The sequence below is a fragment of the Acinetobacter sp. H1(2024) genome (assembly GCF_046557555.1).
GTDB lineage: Bacteria > Pseudomonadota > Gammaproteobacteria > Pseudomonadales > Moraxellaceae > Acinetobacter > Acinetobacter seifertii.
This window is the reverse complement of sequence record NZ_JBKGFO010000005.1, coordinates 258,888-277,932: the sequence shown is the minus strand read 5'-3', so window position 1 is coordinate 277,932 and position 19,045 is coordinate 258,888. Positions and strand designations below refer to the sequence as shown.

Sequence of the window (19,045 nt, the reverse complement as noted above, 5' to 3'; positions counted from 1 at the left end):
TTGATTAATCGAAATAATTTTCATTGATTGATTGGTTTAAATTACTCGAAGTTTATTTGAGCGAAATTTAAGTCAGTAATTGATGAGCCAGAATTGGTACCTTGTCTTTAAATAAGGTACAAAATGATTTTAACTGAAGAGTTTGATCATGGCTCAGATTGAACGCTGGCGGCAGGCTTAACACATGCAAGTCGAGCGGAGAGAGGTAGCTTGCTACTGATCTTAGCGGCGGACGGGTGAGTAATGCTTAGGAATCTGCCTATTAGTGGGGGACAACATCTCGAAAGGGATGCTAATACCGCATACGTCCTACGGGAGAAAGCAGGGGATCTTCGGACCTTGCGCTAATAGATGAGCCTAAGTCGGATTAGCTAGTTGGTGGGGTAAAGGCCTACCAAGGCGACGATCTGTAGCGGGTCTGAGAGGATGATCCGCCACACTGGGACTGAGACACGGCCCAGACTCCTACGGGAGGCAGCAGTGGGGAATATTGGACAATGGGGGGAACCCTGATCCAGCCATGCCGCGTGTGTGAAGAAGGCCTTATGGTTGTAAAGCACTTTAAGCGAGGAGGAGGCTACTTTAGTTAATACCTAGAGATAGTGGACGTTACTCGCAGAATAAGCACCGGCTAACTCTGTGCCAGCAGCCGCGGTAATACAGAGGGTGCAAGCGTTAATCGGATTTACTGGGCGTAAAGCGCGCGTAGGCGGCTAATTAAGTCAAATGTGAAATCCCCGAGCTTAACTTGGGAATTGCATTCGATACTGGTTAGCTAGAGTGTGGGAGAGGATGGTAGAATTCCAGGTGTAGCGGTGAAATGCGTAGAGATCTGGAGGAATACCGATGGCGAAGGCAGCCATCTGGCCTAACACTGACGCTGAGGTGCGAAAGCATGGGGAGCAAACAGGATTAGATACCCTGGTAGTCCATGCCGTAAACGATGTCTACTAGCCGTTGGGGCCTTTGAGGCTTTAGTGGCGCAGCTAACGCGATAAGTAGACCGCCTGGGGAGTACGGTCGCAAGACTAAAACTCAAATGAATTGACGGGGGCCCGCACAAGCGGTGGAGCATGTGGTTTAATTCGATGCAACGCGAAGAACCTTACCTGGCCTTGACATAGTAAGAACTTTCCAGAGATGGATTGGTGCCTTCGGGAACTTACATACAGGTGCTGCATGGCTGTCGTCAGCTCGTGTCGTGAGATGTTGGGTTAAGTCCCGCAACGAGCGCAACCCTTTTCCTTATTTGCCAGCGAGTAATGTCGGGAACTTTAAGGATACTGCCAGTGACAAACTGGAGGAAGGCGGGGACGACGTCAAGTCATCATGGCCCTTACGGCCAGGGCTACACACGTGCTACAATGGTCGGTACAAAGGGTTGCTACACAGCGATGTGATGCTAATCTCAAAAAGCCGATCGTAGTCCGGATTGGAGTCTGCAACTCGACTCCATGAAGTCGGAATCGCTAGTAATCGCGGATCAGAATGCCGCGGTGAATACGTTCCCGGGCCTTGTACACACCGCCCGTCACACCATGGGAGTTTGTTGCACCAGAAGTAGCTAGCCTAACTGCAAAGAGGGCGGTTACCACGGTGTGGCCGATGACTGGGGTGAAGTCGTAACAAGGTAGCCGTAGGGGAACCTGCGGCTGGATCACCTCCTTAACGAAAGATTGACGATTGGTAAGAATCCACAACAAGTTGTTCTTCATAGATGTATCTGAGGGTCTGTAGCTCAGTTGGTTAGAGCACACGCTTGATAAGCGTGGGGTCACAAGTTCAAGTCTTGTCAGACCCACCATGACTTTGACTGGTTGAAGTTATAGATAAAAGATACATAACTGATGATGTAAGCTGGGGACTTAGCTTAGTTGGTAGAGCGCCTGCTTTGCACGCAGGAGGTCAGGAGTTCGACTCTCCTAGTCTCCACCAGAACTTAAGAGAAGTTCGGATTACAGAAATTAGTAAATAGAGATTTCGGTCTTGGTTTATTAACTTCTGTGATTTAAGTATCACGGTATTAAGCATGACCTGACGAAGGCGTGTTTATTCATTAACAGATTGGCAAAATTGAGTCTGAAATAAATTGTTCACTCAAGAGTTTAGATTAAGTAATTAATCTAGATGAATTGAGAACTAGCAAATTAACTGAATCAAGCGTTTTGGTATATGAATTTAGATTGAAGCTGTACAGTGTTTAAGTACACAGTACTCTAAACTGAAATGTTGAAGTTACTAACTTGTAGGTAACATCGACTGTTTGGGGTTGTATAGTCAAGTAATTAAGTGCATGTGGTGGATGCCTTGGCAGTCAGAGGCGATGAAAGACGTGATAGCCTGCGAAAAGCTCCGGGGAGGCGGCAAATATCCTGTGATCCGGAGATTTCTGAATGGGGGAACCCACCTACTTTAAGGTAGGTATTGCAACATGAATACATAGTGTTGCAAAGCGAACGAGGGGAAGTGAAACATCTCAGTACCCTTAGGAAAAGAAATCAATTGAGATTCCCTCAGTAGCGGCGAGCGAACGGGGATCAGCCCATTAAGTTATGTGTGTTTTAGTGGAACGCTCTGGGAAGTGCGAACGTAGAGGGTGATATTCCCGTACACGAAAGGGCACACATAATGATGACGAGTAGGGCGAGGCACGTGAAACCTTGTCTGAATATGGGGGGACCATCCTCCAAGGCTAAATACTCCTGACTGACCGATAGTGAACCAGTACCGTGAGGGAAAGGCGAAAAGAACCCCTGTGAGGGGAGTGAAATAGATCCTGAAACCGCATGCATACAAGCAGTGGGAGCCGACTTGTTCGGTGACTGCGTACCTTTTGTATAATGGGTCAGCGACTTATATTCAGTAGCGAGGTTAACCGTATAGGGGAGCCGTAGAGAAATCGAGTCTTAATAGGGCGTTTAGTTGCTGGGTATAGACCCGAAACCAGGCGATCTATCCATGAGCAGGTTGAAGGTTGGGTAACACTAACTGGAGGACCGAACCCACTGTCGTTGAAAAGCCAGGGGATGACTTGTGGATAGGGGTGAAAGGCTAATCAAGCCTGGTGATAGCTGGTTCTCCCCGAAAGCTATTTAGGTAGCGCCTCGGACGAATACCATAGGGGGTAGAGCACTGTTTCGGCTAGGGGGTCATCCCGACTTACCAAACCGATGCAAACTCCGAATACCTATGAGTACTATCCGGGAGACAGACTGCGGGTGCTAACGTCCGTAGTCAAGAGGAAAACAATCCAGACCGCCAGCTAAGGCCCCAAAATCATAGTTAAGTGGGAAACGATGTGGGAAGGCATAGACAGCTAGGAGGTTGGCTTAGAAGCAGCCACCCTTTAAAGAAAGCGTAATAGCTCACTAGTCGAGTCGGCCTGCGCGGAAGATGTAACGGGGCTAAAACTATGTGCCGAAGCTGCGGATTTGACATTAGTCAAGTGGTAGGGGAGCGTTCTGTAAGCCGATGAAGGTGTATTGAGAAGTATGCTGGAGGTATCAGAAGTGCGAATGCTGACGTGAGTAACGACAAAACGGGTGAAAAACCCGTTCGCCGAAAGACCAAGGGTTCCAGTCCAACGTTAATCGGGGCTGGGTGAGTCGACCCCTAAGGCGAGGCCGAAAGGCGTAGTCGATGGGAAATTGGTTAATATTCCAATACTTCTGTGTAATGCGATGAGAGGACGGAGAAGGTTAAGTCAGCCTGGCGTTGGTTGTCCAGGTGGAAGGATGTAGGTATGTATCTTAGGCAAATCCGGGGTACTCTATACTGAGATCCGATAGCAAGCTGTACTTGTACAGTGAAGTGGCTGATACCATGCTTCCAGGAAAAGTCTCTAAGCTTCAGTTACACAGGAATCGTACCCGAAACCGACACAGGTGGTCAGGTCGAGTAGACCAAGGCGCTTGAGAGAACTCTGCTGAAGGAACTAGGCAAAATGGTACCGTAACTTCGGGAGAAGGTACGCTGTTGTTGGTGATGGAACTTGCTTCCTGAGCTGATGACAGCCGCAGAAACCAGGCCGCTGCAACTGTTTATTAAAAACATAGCACTCTGCAAACACGAAAGTGGACGTATAGGGTGTGATGCCTGCCCGGTGCTGGAAGGTTAATTGATGGGGTTAGCGTAAGCGAAGCTCTTGATCGAAGCCCCAGTAAACGGCGGCCGTAACTATAACGGTCCTAAGGTAGCGAAATTCCTTGTCGGGTAAGTTCCGACCTGCACGAATGGCATAATGATGGCGGCGCTGTCTCCAGCAGAGGCTCAGTGAAATCGAAATCGCTGTGAAGATGCAGTGTACCCGCGGCTAGACGGAAAGACCCCGTGAACCTTTACTGCAGCTTGACACTGAACTTTGACCTTACTTGTGTAGGATAGGTGGGAGGCTTTGAAGTTGGAACGCTAGTTCCAATGGAGCCGTCCTTGAAATACCACCCTGGTAATGTTGAGGTTCTAACTCTGTCCCGTTATCCGGGACGAGGACCGTGTCTGGTGGGTAGTTTGACTGGGGCGGTCTCCTCCTAAAGAGTAACGGAGGAGTACGAAGGTGCGCTCAGCGTGGTCGGAAATCACGCGTAGAGTATAAAGGCAAAAGCGCGCTTAACTGCGAGACCCACAAGTCGAGCAGGTACGAAAGTAGGTCTTAGTGATCCGGTGGTTCTGTATGGAAGGGCCATCGCTCAACGGATAAAAGGTACTCTGGGGATAACAGGCTGATACCGCCCAAGAGTTCATATCGACGGCGGTGTTTGGCACCTCGATGTCGGCTCATCTCATCCTGGGGCTGAAGCAGGTCCCAAGGGTATGGCTGTTCGCCATTTAAAGAGGTACGCGAGCTGGGTTTAGAACGTCGTGAGACAGTTCGGTCCCTATCTACCGTGGGCGCTGGAAATTTGAGAGGATCTGCTCCTAGTACGAGAGGACCAGAGTGGACGAACCTCTGGTGTACCGGTTGTGACGCCAGTCGCATCGCCGGGTAGCTATGTTCGGAAGGGATAACCGCTGAAAGCATCTAAGCGGGAAGCCTACCTCAAGATAAGATTTCCCTAGGAATTTATTCCTCTAAAGAGCCGTTCGAGACTAGGACGTTGATAGGTTGGATGTGGAAGCATAGTGATATGTGAAGCTGACCAATACTAATTGCTCGTGAGGCTTGACTATACAACACCCAAGCAGTTGTATATAAAGCATCAATCGATTCATAAATCTACAAACAAACTTGATTTAGTTACTTCACTAGATAAAATGAACAAGTCAGATTCAATCAGCCCAATCTGTAAAGATTTGGAAAACGCTTCGGCAATCAATAAGACCAAAGCAAGTATCCATAAACAGTTGTGCTGGCGACCATAGCAAGAGTGAACCACCTGATCCCTTCCCGAACTCAGAAGTGAAACCTCTTAGCGCTGATGGTAGTGTGGGGTTACCCATGTGAGAGTAAGTCATCGCCAGCTCATTATTCAAACACCCCGGTCTCGAAAGAAACCGGGGTGTTTTTTTATGGATAATAAAAAAATAAAGATAAAAAACAACTCTAAAAGAACATTTGTACAGATACTCTGTTCTAGAAATTATTAGTGGGAAATGAATAAGAGCTAACTTTAAAATTAAGAAAGCTCTTCTAAATGTATTATTTTAACTGTCTACGTGCATGTTTTAGAGCCGTGCGGAGACCTTCTTCTAAAGTAGGGTGATAGAAAGGCTTTTCTAGAATATCATTTAAAGTTAATCCTTCACCAATAATCCAGCTTAACAAATGCGCCATATGTTCTGTTGCTTCTGTAAATAACTCGGCACCAAGTAGTTTTTGAGTTTCTCGTTCTATATAAACTTCAATAGCACCTTTATTTTTTCCTAGAACAATAGCTCTTCCTTGTCTTTCATAAGAAACTTCACCCGTAACAAACTGTACTCCATTTTCTTTTAGTTGCTTATAACTTTGCCCTACAATTGCCATTTCTGGATGACTGAACACTATTCCTAATGGAGTGAGTGTCTTAACTGGATTAACTTGTGGGTAATTCAAACAGTTATAAACTATTTTTCTACCTTCATGGGCTGCTTCATGTTGCAGTGGCGTTGAAGTATAAGCGTCCCCAGCAATAAAAATTGGATAGTTATCTAGCTGTTTTGTTTTCGCATTTATAGGCAATAACTTAATATCCATAAAAGATTTATCAATATTATCTAGCTTTAGGGTATCAAGTAGGCTTGAACGACCTGTTGCAGATAACACATACTCAGCTTGAATAGATTTTTCTTTTTCATCAATTTTATAATTTAATATAACGCCATTAGAACCAGACTTAACTTCAGTAGGTAAAGTCTCAAATAAAATCTTTAATTCTTTCCCTAGTTCTTCTTGAGCAAGTTGCTGTAATTTAGAGCTAGTAAATATCCCAATTCTTTTACTTCGTGCAAATATAGTTGTTTCTACACCTAAACGGTGTAAGGCTTGCGCAATCTCTAGGGCGATTACTCCACTTCCAATAACGGCAATAGATTTAGGTAGAGTGTTTAATTCAAATATTTGGTCTGTGGTAATAAGGCGATCACCTAATTCTTGTTTCCATTTTTGATCATAATTAGGAGTGGAACCAACTGCTAGGATAAAGCTTTTTGATTGGTATTGTTTACCATTCACTTCAATAGTTTCCGAATCAATAAAACGTGCTCTACCTGAAATTCTATGTTCAGTTGGCCATTGCTCTACATCGTTAAGGGTCGCCTTCGTAAAGCGGTCACGTAAGGTTCTTACATGTTCCATAACCTGATCAGTATTAATATCTACTGAAGCATTCAACCCAACTTTTTGAGCATTTTGTATGTCATACATACGATTTGCAGTAGAAATTAAGACTTTACTTGGCATGCAGCCTACACGTGCGCATGTGGTATCCCATGGCCCATCATTTATAATTAGAAGATTATTGGTGTACTTTACTGCTTCTTTATAAGCGCTAATACCAGCAGTACCTGCGCCAATGATAATAATATCGAACATTGTCATTAAGCTATTTTAATAGATATTTAGAATATATAGAAAAACCCTCTTAAGCAGAGGGTTTGATTCTAATTATTTAGCTTTAAAATGTAAATTTTTGCTCAAAAGGTGATTTTAAAGTAGTTGAAACAGTTCCATTTTGATTAGTAGACTGACCTTCAACATTTATACTATTAATTATATGTTTAAAATTTAATGTGGTTCCATTCGGAGACTGTTTAAAAGTGAAAATATTTTTTCCTTCCAGATAGATGCTACCATTAAATTTTTGCGTATTCGTTGTTGGAGATTGATTCTCAACACGACTTCCTTCAATACCCGTAATACTTGGTAAACTCAATACTTGATTACCGTTGAGTTTCACTTGATATGTCGCATTATTCTTATTGCCTGGAGTCGAATTTACAACAAATGAAATTGGTTCTGCGTAAGGAACATTTGGATTATCATTGATGAGTACGTTAAAACCTGATCCCCCTTGAATTACATATAGATCACCATCAGTTGATGTATTATCTTTATATACACTCATCGCACCTGTAGTGACCTCTTTTTCAGTTGGTTGACCTGTTTGTGGATCTTGAACTGTGGCCGTTGTAGTAATTTTATAATCACTTGTCGTTGAGTTAATTAATACAAATCTTTTTTGCTTGGTTTGTTGGAGTCCCCATGATTGTTGGAATGGGTATGCAAAAGCTCCAGTAATAGTTACATCTTGGAAATTTTTATCCTTATTTTCATTTTCAAAAATATAAATTCTGGTATTAGATTGATATTCCTCTAGATTTGGTGAGATATTGTCAGATGCTAGTTTAATATTCTTTAAATCATCTGCCGTAATATCAAAATCCCAATCGTTATAACCTGTAAGTAATGATTTTATTTCTTCCCCTTTAAAAACGTAGCAAGCGCGATAGTCTGTAGTACTATTAATAAAACATTTGTCACGATAGTGATCTGAATATTGAGTGAGATCTACTTTTCTAATATCTAGAGTTAACTTTAAGGGTCCTTGTGCGAAAGTATCTAATGCATGATCGATATAACCTTTTGATAAGTTTTCATCATTAAGGTTATAGGCACCAAATAAATATTTTCCTTCTTGCTGTACGCTTTTTAAAACAGAAGTAGCCAACTCTTGATCTGTTGATGGTGTAGTTGGTGTAGTTGGTGTAGTTGGTGTCGTTGTAGAGTTAGAATTTGAATTTTGGTTATAGTAGCCATCACCGCCACCTCCACCACAAGCTGTCAAAAAAGCAGCCAGAGTAATCCCACATACCCCATGAGTAAGTTTCATCATTATCCCCAATTAAAATGATAAGTTATTTAAAATAATTTTTTAGATTTATAAAATAACATATATTTCATGAGGTTGCTCATTATATTTATGAGCGGTTAGCTAATCAAATTCTTGTACTCATAGTTACTCCAACCGTAGGTTTTACTTGTATTGAGGAGCATGCTGTAAGAATTAAACAGCTTAAAAGTGCAAATATGAACTTATTCATAAAAATTAATAAATGATTCAACAAAAGACTTAAATACTTTAGATTAATATTATTATTGGTTCTGTTGAATTTGTGCAGACTTATGCAAAATAAGTTATTCAAAAACCCTACTTTAAGGAACAAATAGGGTTTTATAGAATATTAATTTCTTAAGATTAATCGTCTAACAAATCCATTTGTTTTGCTAATTGATAAAGATTGTTTGAACGGTTTCCTGTACGGCAGAACATAAGTACAGGTTTTGGAAGTTCATTATAGTGATTTGCAAAAGTACGGACATCAAGCTCAGTAATTTGACCTGCAACTACAGGTTGGTAAACGTAATCTAGACCTGCTTGACGTGCTGCTTCTTCAATTTGAGCACTTGTTGGTTGCTCTGGACCGCCTTCCATGTCAGGACGGTTATTTATAATAGATTTAAATCCTTTTTCTACAACTTGTCCCACATGTTCTGGACCAATTTGACCTGCGAAACCAACATTATCTGACATTTCGTCACTCCAAAATTTAATAAAACCTCTTATGCTGTATCATAGCATTAAGCTTAACCTGAGATACAAGACACTAAAACGTTGTTCCTACATAGATAAAAATTATGTAAAAGAACAGCTATAGATTTTTAAAAGGCGATCAGGATGTTTTTTGTAAATTCATTACTTCGACCATAATGCCACGGAGCACATATGCACGCTTATACGGTTGAGCCTTTATATGTTCCATGTGATCAGGAAATGATCGCAGCTGACTTTTATATTCCAAAAACAAATAATAAATCCGCGGTAATTATCATGGCACATGGTTTTGCCGGATTACGTCAATTCAAGCTTATCCAATATGCCCAGCGTTTTGCTCAGGCAGGCTATGCCGTTATTTTATTTGATTATCGATACTGGGGAGGGAGTACAGGTAAGCCACGAGAGATGATTTCTATCAATTCTCAACTTGAAGACTGGAAGACCATTATTCAATACGCGTCTACCTGTAAATTAATAGATAATCGAAGAATTGTTTTATGGGGCACATCTTTAAGTGGAGGATATGCTTTAAGTCTAGCTTCTGAACTGAAAAATATTCAGGCCATTATGGTACAAATTCCATATGTAGATGGTGCAGAAACTGCAAAACTATATCCGTTACAGCGTTACCCCCAAGCTTTGAAGCTATCGAGCCAAGATTATATGGGTTCAAAAATGGGCCTTAATCCAAAGAGATTACCTGTTGTTGATCAACTTAAATTATGTTTTATGCCAACAGCAGATAGTTACTATGGGTATTTGTCGATTGTAAATCCAGATTATTATTGGAGTGGTGAAGTACCAGCACGTGTCTTTTTTAATTTGATGCGTTACCGTCCAATTCAACTCGTACGTCAGATTAATATTCCCGTTTTATTTATTGCTGCTCAGCATGATTCTTTGATCCCGATTGAGTCTAGTCGTGAAGCTGCGACTAATATTGCACCTTTTGTGAGTTATCATGAATGGGATATGAAACATTTTGATATTTATCATGGCTCATGGTTTGAAAAAGCAGTGACGACCCAATTAGAATTTTTACATCAGCATATAGGAGTGATGTAAATGATTATTGTATGTGCATCGTGTGGTGCAAAAAATAGAGTGCCAGAGGAAAAACTTAGCGCGCAACCGAGTTGTGGCCAATGCCATCAGCCATTACTTCCGCTTGCACCGATTGAGTTAAATGAACAAAACTTTAGCAACTATATCACGAATAGTGATCTGCCTATTTTGATAGATTTATGGGCAGAATGGTGTGGACCTTGTAAAATGATGGCACCACATTTTGCACAAGTTGCAAAACAGAATCCACGTGTCATTTTTGCCAAGATTAATACCGAAGAGTCTCCTCGCTTAAGCCAAGCATTTAATGTGAGAAGTATTCCTACCCTTGTATTAATGAATAAAACCACAGAAGTTGCTCGAATGAGCGGTGCATTACGCGCGCCTGAATTGCAACAGTGGCTAGATCAACAACTTCAAACGAATTTCGGGAGCTAAGGTGTCAGAAGCTTATACCAAACCAGAAGGAATTTTATCCTTACAAACGATTGCCATGCCAGCAGATACAAACTGGAGTGGTGATGTGTTTGGTGGGTGGATCGTGTCACAAATGGACTTGGCTGGAGCAATTCACGCGGAGCGTTTTAGTCGTGGACGTTGTGCTACGATTTCCATTAATCAGATGACCTTTTTGGTTCCGGTAAAAGTAGGCTTTGTGATTAGCTGCTATACCAAAATCTTAAAAGTGGGTAATACCTCTATTCAAATGCAAATTGAAGTTTGGGATAGTCATGATGATTCTCGTGCTCCAATTCGTATTACCGAAGGGGTCTTCACTTTTGTCGCTGTTGATGTAAAAGGTAACAAGCGCCAAATTCCAGAAGAGGCGAAACAAAAGTTTTTAGAAACTCAATAAAACGTATTATAAAGCCTGAATATCAGTATTCAGGCTTTAATTTTTGTCACTAAAACATTGTATTAGAGTTTTTACTTTGCTCTGGAATGTTTTGTATCACATCCCAATGCTCTACGATTTTTCCATTTTCTACCCGGAAAATATCAACAATTGCTCTGCCTCGATCTTTTTCGTTTTCAGTAGAATGGACATGTAAAACAACCAAGTTGCCTTCTGCGATTGCACGCTTAATTTCATTTTTTGCTTGTGGATTTTTCTGGAATTTCTCAGTAAAGAAATTAACGAAAGGTGCCTTCCCATCAGGAACATTAGGGTTATGTTGTATATATTCATGACCAATATAACGGTCGGCATATTCTTTAACTTGATGTTTTAAAAAGACACCTTCATAGAAATCGGTTACGATTTTTTTATTCTGGGCGCTTATTTTATCTGCTGCCTCAGTTTTAGTTTGAATAATTTTACTGGTTTTGTTTGTAGGTTCGGCAGCTTGAGTAGCCACTGCTGTAAATATAAAACTGGTAAATAACGAGGATAGAATCAGTGTTCTTTTCATTGTGACCTCAAGATATAAATTTGTAGTTTTATATCTTGAGGTAAATAACAATCTAAAAATATTTTAAATTAGTTATCATTTCTTACGTTTAGGTAACCATGCCCAGAGCATTTGGCATTGGATTGGTTCATTACCTGCATCATCAATAACTGTAACAGGAATGACAAGTTCGCCTTTTTCATGATCAGCAATATATTTTTGCTGTTCGATAGAGAGCGTAGCCGTTGCTGTTAAACCACCTTCTACCACTTTTAAATAATCAACATGTAATGATTTGATTAATAAAATACGGTTATCAGGAATATGTAAACCCGTTAAAAAACCTGTTGCAGTCTCTGCTAAAAGTGCCATTGCAGCAGCATGAACACCTTTAATATGGTTCTGCATGTTTTTCTGGTTTTCTAAGCGAACAGTCACATGGCTTACATCTACTTCTAGATAGCGAATATTGGCTGTACCCACCATTGGCACAATACGGCCAAATGCCTTGCTCCAAAGCGTACTTCGAACACCTTTAGGAAATTTTGAAGTTGCTTTTACCAGTTTTAATAGTCGATTGGATTGAGACATGGGATTACCTTAACTTTGAATGTCACTAAAAGATATTAATCTTTAAAGTTATTAAACTGTAATGGCACACCAAATTGTTGTTCACGTAAAAAAGTCATGACTTGTTGTAAAGTGTCACGTTTTTTATCGGTTACACGGATTTTGTCGCCTTGAATAGAAGATTGCACTTTAACGCCGCTTTCTTTAATGGCTTTATTAATTTTTTTTGCTGTATCAGAGTCAAGGCCATCTTTAAGTTTAATGACTTGTACAAAATTTTTACCTGAAGCAGCAGCTTTTTGTGGATCTAGTGCTTGCACATCAATTTTACGTTTATAAAAATGGTTTTCTAACATGTTATAAACTTGTTCACACTGGAAATCGCTTTCAGTGCTGATTTTAATCTCTTTATTTTTTTCGTTTAGTTCGATAGAAACATCGTGACCACGGAAGTCAAAGCGTGTTGCAATCTCTTTTTGTGTGTTTTGAACCGCATGATTAACTTCAAATAACTCTAATTCAGAAACAATATCGAAAGAAGGCATGGTTTAGACCTTTACAAAGTGAAAGAATATTTGAGATGCTAAGAGGGTTTTCTTCATTTGCCAAGTGTTGTTTACATCAAAGGAGTGCACAATGATCCGTAAACAAGAAATTACAACATTTGAGTTCCCAGAAAATGCTGTTATCTGGGATGTCCGTGATTCAAGTGCTTATGCAGAAGGGCATGTTAAAGGTGCGATAAGTCGCCCGATTAATGATTTAAATGCTGATATTTTGAGCCAAGTCGCTGCGGATCAGCCGATTTATATTTTATGTGGTGGTGGTAGCAAAGCTCCTCGTGCAGCTGAGAAACTAGAAGACTTAGATGCCTCGCGTGAATATGTCGTGCTGATGGGGGGGACGCGTGCAGCTCGTGATGCAGGTTTACCTCTAGAGCAGGGCGCATAAAAAAAAGCACCTTCGGGTGCTTTTTTATTGGAACCAAATTTTCTCAAGCGCACTATTGAGATTTAAAATAAGGTTTCTTTGGTTTAACTTTCTTTTGAAAGCGTAGAGTACTTAATTTCTGTAATAGACTTTCCGGGACAGGACAAGTCTCTCCTAAAATTTCCGCTACAAGTACTTCACTGCAAAGCGGTGCAAATAGAAAACCTTTTGAACCTAACCCTGCAAAAGTTGAAACACGACGTTCATTCTGCATTTTACCTATTACTGGGAAATAATCTGGGCTTTGAGCCCGAACCGCTGCTCGACCTTGCCATTGTTCTACAGGTGGCAATTGTTTTGCATAAGTAGGGAAGATGCTGTGGATTAATTCAAAGTTATGCACATGGTCGTCGCTAAGTACATCTTGATCTTCTCGGTTCGGATAGAAAGATGCCCCTAAAATGAGTTGAGAAGAGTCAAGCTGCATACAGTAGCCACCATAGCTATACGCTTCATGCAAAGGTAAAGGCGCAAAAGAGTTATTAACCCAGCTCACTTGTCCACGTATTGGCTTTAAAGGGGGATAGTTCTCAAATAAAGCGGCACTTTCTCGGGCACAGCACACCACAACATGATCTGCCTCTGCAATAACATCATTATTAGTCTTTAATTGAACTGTATTGTCAAAAGATGTGAGTGCCGTGATATTAGCAATTTTTAATTCAATACCTGAATGCTGCAAAATTTCATCACGTAACTGGTGTGGAGAAACTGCTCCAGCCTCATTTAATACAATATGGGGATAGTCCGATTCAAGTGAGCTTGTTTGATGCGTAACAATATCAGCAGGATATTGATCAGCAAGATCGAGAAGATCTTGGGCATTTTTTAATGCCATTTGCTGTATTTGAATTGGACGAAATGCTTGAAATTTTTTATAGAAATTCAGCGCATGTTGCCAGCTTAAAGTCATTAGATGCTCATGACTTTGTTCAATTGGGCAGAGCTTTGGGTTGAGCAATGCTAGAGGGTTACCAGAAGCTCCTGATAAAGGCGCTGTACGCTCGAATAGGGTAACTTGGTGCCCACGCTCAGCAAAAGCCCATGCTGTGCTTAAACCAGCAATTCCTGCGCCAATCACGGCAATATGCTGCTGTTTAAAATTGAAAGTATGGCTATCTGGTTCTAGTGCAGTGTCTTCACTTAACGATGCTTTCCAGACTGCTTTAAGCATTTCACGTTTATGCCCAAAGCCGCGAGGACGTGAAATATCAATGCCATGAGCTTTTAGTCCACGTTTGAGAACACCCGCTACACTAAATGAGGCAAAGGTAGTGCCATAGTCAGAAAGACGAACAATATTGTTTAAAACGTTTTGTTCCCACATGTCTGGATTACACGAAGGTGCAAAACCATCTAGGAACCAAGCATTCACTGCTTTCGTTTTTACCATACTTGGAAAAATATCTTGCGCATCTCCTAACCATAGGTCGATGCTAAAACGTTCATCGGGAAAACTTAAACGATGGCAGCCAGCCAGAGGTAACGGATATTGCTCAATAAGTTGTTTAGCAAGCGGTTTAAGTTCATCCCATACATTGAGGGCACGAATGAGGTCTGTTTTACTTAATGGAAATTTTTCTACACTAATTGCATGTAAATGGCTGTGATTATTAGGACGGACCTGTTGCCAAAGCTGCCAGAGTGCAAGAATATTTAAACCAGTTCCAAAACCGGTTTCTCCTACACTAAAATATTCAAAGTCTTGTAAATTGGCTAATCGTTCTGATAGGTCATTGCCATTTAAAAATACATGTCTTGTTTCAAGCAGACCATTATCTTTAGAAAAATAGACATCACCAAATTGTTTGGAAATGGGTACCTCAATACCATCAATAGATACCCAATCCAGCTCAGCAGTTTGTATACGATTTGATTTGTTCATTCGGTTTAATAAGTCGCTCAGGTTTACCACTGACGACGACGTTTTGTATGAATATAACTAGCGATAAAGAAACCAAGGAGTACGCCACCCGCTAGAGTTACCGCACCATATAAAAACATTTGTGCGCTACGTTCGCTCTGTAAAACTTGCACCTGAACAGACAAGTTATCGTTTTTTAGCTGTAGCTCTTGGTTTTGTGCAAGTGCTTCAAGGTTTGCATGTTCTAGCTGTTTAAGGCGAGATGCTTGATCTTGAACTAAAGCTTTGATTTTTGCATCTTGCTGCTGCTTATTCTTTGCGATTTGTTCTGCTGTAAGCGGCTGTGTTGTGGCTGCCGTCGTGGTAGCCGCAGGTTTAGCTAGAGTTGCAGAAGTAGGTGCTGGTTTGGCAGCCTGAGTTGAAGGTGCAGTTGTTGCTGGTGTCGCAGCAGGTTCAACTGCGCCAGCAGTTGAACAGATCAAACACAAGCCAAGAAAGCTTTTGGTTGCAAGCTGCATGCGGTTACCCTTTTGGAAATGCTTTATTAAACGGTTTGACATCAATATGGCTATAGATACCTTCTTTCAGGAATGGTTCTTCTTTTAACCATTCATCTAAAGCTTCACGGCTATCAAACTCTACGATCATGGTACTGCCATAAAAACCAGCCTGAGGGTCATTCGGATCTTTAGGCATAGCTCCAGCGGCAACAAGACGACCTTCATCATCAAGCTTTTGTAAACGTTCGATGTGTTGAGGGCGAACTGCTAAACGTTTCTCTAGAGTTCCTTCGTTATCGGTACAGCTTAGAACAAAAAAAGGCATGTCATCGTATCTCTATAATCAAACCGAAATAACATTAAGCTTCTGGTGACTTAAAATGTTTACGTAAAATAATGAACTGAATAATGATAAATGAAAACATGACGATCATGTCACCAAATGCGGTAAATTCGCCCCAATATTTTCCGCCGTGAAATAAAAACGCGAAGAAAACATGTAAACCAGACATGACGACAAACATTGCAGCCCAAGCAAAATTTAAGTTTTTCCAAGCTTTTTCGCTTAGGTCTAAAATCGGGTCAAATAATCGTTTAATGAGAGGCTTACGTTCTTTACCAAACCAAGGTGAAACCAAGAAAGCACCAGCAAATACCAAGTTCAAAATTGCAGCTTTTAAACGAATATAAAAATCATCGCTTAACATGAGCGTAATACCACCAAAAATAACGGTCATAAACAATACAAACCATTGTTGTTTATCTAGACGGAATTTTTGGAAAATAAATAAGGCGCCATATACCACAAGCATTGAAATAATTAAGCCTGTCGTTGCGACAAGAATATTATTGTTATTTACACCCCCAGCGGAACCGATCAGTTTAAGCAACGGGTGATGAGCATTTGCAGGATCAACAGTTTTATATAAATAGAAGAAAATAATTAATGGAACAAAGTCCAGAAGTGCTTTCATGTTAGAGTATCTGATCAGGTTTGGTGAATGGCATAGTATAAAAGATGCAAGGCATAGATTTACATACACATAGCAATATTTCTGATGGAACTTTGTCTCCGGAATTGTTGGTGCAAGCTGCTGTGGATGTGAAGTTGCATACTTTAGCACTCACGGATCACGACACAATGGACGGCTTGCAACGTGCGAGAAATGCTGCACAAGCTTATGATTTACAAATTATTTCTGGTGTGGAAATTTCAAGCCAATGGTCTAGACCAAGCACAAAAAAAAGCTATGGTGTACATATTGTGGCTTTGAACATGCAGGATGAAGCACCAATTTTGGAAGCATTAGAACAACAAAAAAGAATTAGAGCACAAAGGGCTGAAGTTATTTGCGAACTATTAAAAAAATGTATTGGCTTTGATATTTACCAAGATGTGCTTGATAAAGTTGAAAATCAGCCAGACCGTATTACCAGAACCCACATTGCCAAAACCTTGGTTGAAAAGAATGTAGTGACTCGTCCTCAACAAGCTTTTGATCGTTTTTTAAAAGAAGGTAAGCGCGCCTTTGTAAAGTTTGAAGGATTGGGCTTAAAAGAAACAATTGAAGTTATTCATAACAGTCAAGGTTTGGCAGTTTTAGCTCATCCAACTCGTTATGATTTGTCGGCAACTAATACGCGATATCTGATTGAGTTATTTGCCAGTTGTGGTGGAGACGCTGTGGAATTGCCGCCTCCTGTAGATCCATTATCTACTCGCCAAATGATTGATCGTATGATTGATCAGCATCATTTGGCTGTTTCAATTGGCAGTGATTTTCATGGTGAAAATATGCCATGGATTAAATTAGGTAATACCCCTAAACCAAAAAGTGACCAGCAGGGGATTTGGGAGCGTTTTCTCTAATACAGCTCTAGAGCAAGTTGTTATCTTGAGCTTGAATTGGAGGAGGTGTTGGTTTCCCCAGCGTTCCTAAGAGTTCAATTTCGATATTACGTACCATTGCATCTAAAGGTAAATCATTACTTTGAGTACCAAAAGGCTCTTCAATTTCAGAGCTTAGGGCATCTAGACCTAAAAATGTATATGCCAAAATTCCAACCAGTAAAGGTGTAGCTAATCCAAGCAAAGAACCCAAACTAAATGGCAGCATAAAACAGAAAAAGTAAACAGTGCGGTTGAGCAAAACTGAATAGGCAAAAGGTATAGGCGTATTTGCAATACGGTCACAGCCAGTCTGTACCACACTTAAATCTGCAACATTCTTATTCATTTGAGCATAAATAATATCTGAGATTTCGCCTTCTTTAAGCGCTTGTAATAATTCCCACTGAATAAGGCTAAGCGTATATTGTGGCGCGTTATTTTGTTGATATAACTGGGTTAATGCTTGTTGACTCATGCCACTAGTTTGAATTAATTCAGTTGGGTTGGCTGTTTGGCGGCGTAAACGGTCGCGTAATACGTTTGCAAAAACAATAACATGGTGAATGACACGTTCGCGGCGAGCCTGAGTTAAAATACGGCAGTCTCGATCAAAATGACGTGAAGTTGCGATCAGGACACCCCATAGTTTGCGTGCTTCCCACCAACGGTCATAACATGCAGTATTTTTAAAACCTAAAAAAATAGAAATGACCACGCCAATTAGGGTAAAACTAACTAAAGGAATTTCTGGAAAACGGTAGAGATTAATATATTCAACTCCACCAATGATTGACGAGATCAACATGAGTACCCCTAAAGAGGGTAGAATTTTTGGTAATATCGTCCCTCGCCAAGAGAATAAAACTTTAAAAATACCAGGCTGTTCACGAACAATCATTTTATTTTAAACGTCGCTATTTTTGTTTTTGATATTCTAAGCTTAGTGAAGCTTTGTCAATATCATTGAACGGCTATTGGGATGGGGTTGAGCAGTTGTTGTTCAGCAAATGAAAAGCTACCCTCTGGTGAGATAATAAAATGGTCCAGTAAAGGTATTTCAACCAACTGACAAGCCTGTTGAAGTTGCTGTGTAAGTTTAATATCTTCAGGAGATGGCTGAGCGGAACCAAAAGGATGGTTATGTGCTATTACCAGTTGGCAAGCATGTTGTTGTAAGGCATAACGTAAGGTTTGATTCACTGAGACTGCACAGTGCTGAATTGATCCAAAAAATAATTTTTTAAAATGCAGTTTTCTTAATTCAGCATCTAAGCAAAGTACTGCGAAGACTTCTTGTTTTTCACCTTTTAATTCATAGCGCAAATAATCCAAAACTAAATCAGAAGAATGAAGACTAAGATTATTTTTCTGAAAGTGATGATCGAGATAACGCCGTCCAAGTTCTTTTACGGCCAGTAATTGCGAATACTTGGTGGCTCCAATACCATTAAATTGAGTCAATTCATTGAAAGATGCATCAAAAACGGCATTTAGGCTTCCAAATTGTTGAATCAGTAAGCGTGCGAGTTCAACTGCTGAATGTTGGCGTGAACCTGAGCGAAGAAAGATCGCAAGTAATTCAGAGTCAGAGAGGCTTTGTGGGCCTTGTTGTAATAACCGTTCTCTTGGCCGTTCTTGTTCTGGCCAATTTTTAATAGAAGTATTCATATTCCCCAGCAATATTCTGCTTAAAATTTTATTTTGTTTGCCCAATCAATCTTGGGTCTGCGCGTATTTAATGC

Annotated in this window: 17 protein-coding genes, 2 tRNA genes and 3 rRNA genes; 10 read left to right on the top strand and 12 right to left on the bottom strand. The window is 40.7% G+C overall.

Going from position 1 to position 19,045, the window contains the following annotated elements:
• The first annotated feature begins 130 nt into the window (after positions 1 to 130).
• From ACLCEG_RS15050 to rrf, 5 genes are all read left to right on the top strand, one after another.
• Positions 131 to 1,668: ribosomal RNA gene (locus ACLCEG_RS15050) — 16S ribosomal RNA — on the top strand.
• Positions 1,669 to 1,727: 59 nt separating this feature from the next.
• Positions 1,728 to 1,804 (top strand) — tRNA-Ile (locus ACLCEG_RS15045).
• A gap of 55 nt (positions 1,805 to 1,859) precedes the next feature.
• Positions 1,860 to 1,935: transfer RNA gene (locus ACLCEG_RS15040), tRNA-Ala, on the top strand.
• Between the two features lie 340 nt (positions 1,936 to 2,275).
• Positions 2,276 to 5,166: ribosomal RNA gene (locus tag ACLCEG_RS15035) — 23S ribosomal RNA — on the top strand.
• A 178-nt stretch (positions 5,167 to 5,344) separates the two neighbouring features.
• Positions 5,345 to 5,459, top strand: a 5S ribosomal RNA gene (gene rrf / locus ACLCEG_RS15030).
• Together the 16S, 23S and 5S rRNA genes with 2 tRNA genes alongside form the textbook arrangement of a ribosomal RNA operon.
• Positions 5,460 to 5,635: 176 nt before the next feature.
• Here rrf and ACLCEG_RS15025 read toward each other — a convergent pair.
• The 3 genes from ACLCEG_RS15025 to ACLCEG_RS15015 form a co-directional block, all read right to left on the bottom strand.
• The gene (locus ACLCEG_RS15025) at positions 5,636 to 7,009 is read right to left on the bottom strand and encodes a dihydrolipoyl dehydrogenase (protein ID WP_410568122.1); all 1,374 of its coding nucleotides are present in this window, start codon (positions 7,007 to 7,009) and stop codon (positions 5,636 to 5,638) included.
• Positions 7,010 to 7,091: 82 nt separating this feature from the next.
• Complete coding sequence (locus ACLCEG_RS15020) at positions 7,092 to 8,306, bottom strand: hypothetical protein (protein ID WP_410568120.1); 1,215 nt, start codon at positions 8,304 to 8,306, stop codon at positions 7,092 to 7,094.
• Between the two features lie 366 nt (positions 8,307 to 8,672).
• Positions 8,673 to 9,008 (bottom strand): TIGR01244 family sulfur transferase, encoded by a 336-nt coding sequence (locus ACLCEG_RS15015; protein ID WP_049063451.1) that lies wholly within the window; start codon positions 9,006 to 9,008, stop codon positions 8,673 to 8,675.
• 192 nt (positions 9,009 to 9,200) lie between these two features.
• On the opposite strand from ACLCEG_RS15015, the gene ACLCEG_RS15010 reads away from it, so the two are divergent.
• The 3 genes from ACLCEG_RS15010 to ACLCEG_RS15000 are packed head-to-tail and all read left to right on the top strand — an operon-like array spanning position 9,201 to position 10,953.
• On the top strand, positions 9,201 to 10,097 hold the full coding sequence (locus tag ACLCEG_RS15010; protein WP_039253040.1) for an alpha/beta hydrolase: 897 nt from the start codon (positions 9,201 to 9,203) through the stop codon (positions 10,095 to 10,097).
• Complete coding sequence (gene trxC / locus ACLCEG_RS15005) at positions 10,098 to 10,535, top strand: thioredoxin TrxC (protein ID WP_002051446.1); 438 nt, start codon at positions 10,098 to 10,100, stop codon at positions 10,533 to 10,535. It begins immediately after the preceding gene.
• Between the two features lies 1 nt (position 10,536).
• On the top strand, positions 10,537 to 10,953 hold the full coding sequence (locus tag ACLCEG_RS15000; protein WP_002051216.1) for an acyl-CoA thioesterase: 417 nt from the start codon (positions 10,537 to 10,539) through the stop codon (positions 10,951 to 10,953).
• A 49-nt stretch (positions 10,954 to 11,002) separates the two neighbouring features.
• Here the strand turns inward: ACLCEG_RS15000 and ACLCEG_RS14995 are convergent, their stop codons facing one another.
• The 3 genes from ACLCEG_RS14995 to ACLCEG_RS14985 form a co-directional block, all read right to left on the bottom strand.
• Positions 11,003 to 11,509, bottom strand: a complete 507-nt coding sequence (locus tag ACLCEG_RS14995; RefSeq protein ID WP_004705646.1) for an ester cyclase — start codon at positions 11,507 to 11,509, stop codon at positions 11,003 to 11,005.
• A gap of 75 nt (positions 11,510 to 11,584) precedes the next feature.
• Positions 11,585 to 12,079 carry a DUF4442 domain-containing protein gene (locus ACLCEG_RS14990; RefSeq protein ID WP_191016527.1) on the bottom strand — a complete coding sequence of 165 codons (495 nt, stop codon included), beginning with the start codon at positions 12,077 to 12,079 and terminating at the stop codon, positions 11,585 to 11,587.
• Between the two features lie 35 nt (positions 12,080 to 12,114).
• Positions 12,115 to 12,603 carry a YajQ family cyclic di-GMP-binding protein gene (locus ACLCEG_RS14985; protein ID WP_002051423.1) on the bottom strand — a complete coding sequence of 163 codons (489 nt, stop codon included), beginning with the start codon at positions 12,601 to 12,603 and terminating at the stop codon, positions 12,115 to 12,117.
• Positions 12,604 to 12,694: 91 nt separating this feature from the next.
• Between ACLCEG_RS14985 and ACLCEG_RS14980 the strand changes: the two genes are divergently transcribed.
• Positions 12,695 to 13,009, top strand: a complete 315-nt coding sequence (locus ACLCEG_RS14980) for a rhodanese-like domain-containing protein (RefSeq protein ID WP_019457454.1) — start codon at positions 12,695 to 12,697, stop codon at positions 13,007 to 13,009.
• 52 nt (positions 13,010 to 13,061) lie between these two features.
• Here the strand turns inward: ACLCEG_RS14980 and mnmC are convergent, their stop codons facing one another.
• The 4 genes from mnmC to ACLCEG_RS14960 are packed head-to-tail and all read right to left on the bottom strand — an operon-like array spanning position 13,062 to position 16,386.
• Positions 13,062 to 14,933 carry an FAD-dependent 5-carboxymethylaminomethyl-2-thiouridine(34) oxidoreductase MnmC gene (mnmC, locus tag ACLCEG_RS14975; protein ID WP_410568118.1) on the bottom strand — a complete coding sequence of 624 codons (1,872 nt, stop codon included), beginning with the start codon at positions 14,931 to 14,933 and terminating at the stop codon, positions 13,062 to 13,064.
• A 23-nt stretch (positions 14,934 to 14,956) separates the two neighbouring features.
• Positions 14,957 to 15,430, bottom strand: a complete 474-nt coding sequence (locus tag ACLCEG_RS14970; RefSeq protein WP_240061995.1) for a hypothetical protein — start codon at positions 15,428 to 15,430, stop codon at positions 14,957 to 14,959.
• A 4-nt stretch (positions 15,431 to 15,434) separates the two neighbouring features.
• On the bottom strand, positions 15,435 to 15,737 hold the full coding sequence (locus tag ACLCEG_RS14965) for a YciI family protein (RefSeq protein WP_002051453.1): 303 nt from the start codon (positions 15,735 to 15,737) through the stop codon (positions 15,435 to 15,437).
• 34 nt (positions 15,738 to 15,771) lie between these two features.
• Entirely contained in the window at positions 15,772 to 16,386 is a 615-nt protein-coding gene (locus tag ACLCEG_RS14960) for a septation protein IspZ (protein WP_191012165.1), read from the bottom strand.
• Positions 16,387 to 16,430: 44 nt separating this feature from the next.
• Between ACLCEG_RS14960 and ACLCEG_RS14955 the strand changes: the two genes are divergently transcribed.
• The gene (locus tag ACLCEG_RS14955) at positions 16,431 to 17,282 is read left to right on the top strand and encodes a PHP domain-containing protein (protein ID WP_410568116.1); all 852 of its coding nucleotides are present in this window, start codon (positions 16,431 to 16,433) and stop codon (positions 17,280 to 17,282) included.
• Between the two features lie 7 nt (positions 17,283 to 17,289).
• Here the strand turns inward: ACLCEG_RS14955 and ACLCEG_RS14950 are convergent, their stop codons facing one another.
• Positions 17,290 to 18,201 carry a bestrophin family protein gene (locus ACLCEG_RS14950; protein WP_019457460.1) on the bottom strand — a complete coding sequence of 304 codons (912 nt, stop codon included), beginning with the start codon at positions 18,199 to 18,201 and terminating at the stop codon, positions 17,290 to 17,292.
• A 62-nt stretch (positions 18,202 to 18,263) separates the two neighbouring features.
• Positions 18,264 to 18,983 carry a RadC family protein gene (gene radC / locus ACLCEG_RS14945; RefSeq protein WP_081400323.1) on the bottom strand — a complete coding sequence of 240 codons (720 nt, stop codon included), beginning with the start codon at positions 18,981 to 18,983 and terminating at the stop codon, positions 18,264 to 18,266.
• Positions 18,984 to 19,045: the final 62 nt, after the last annotated feature.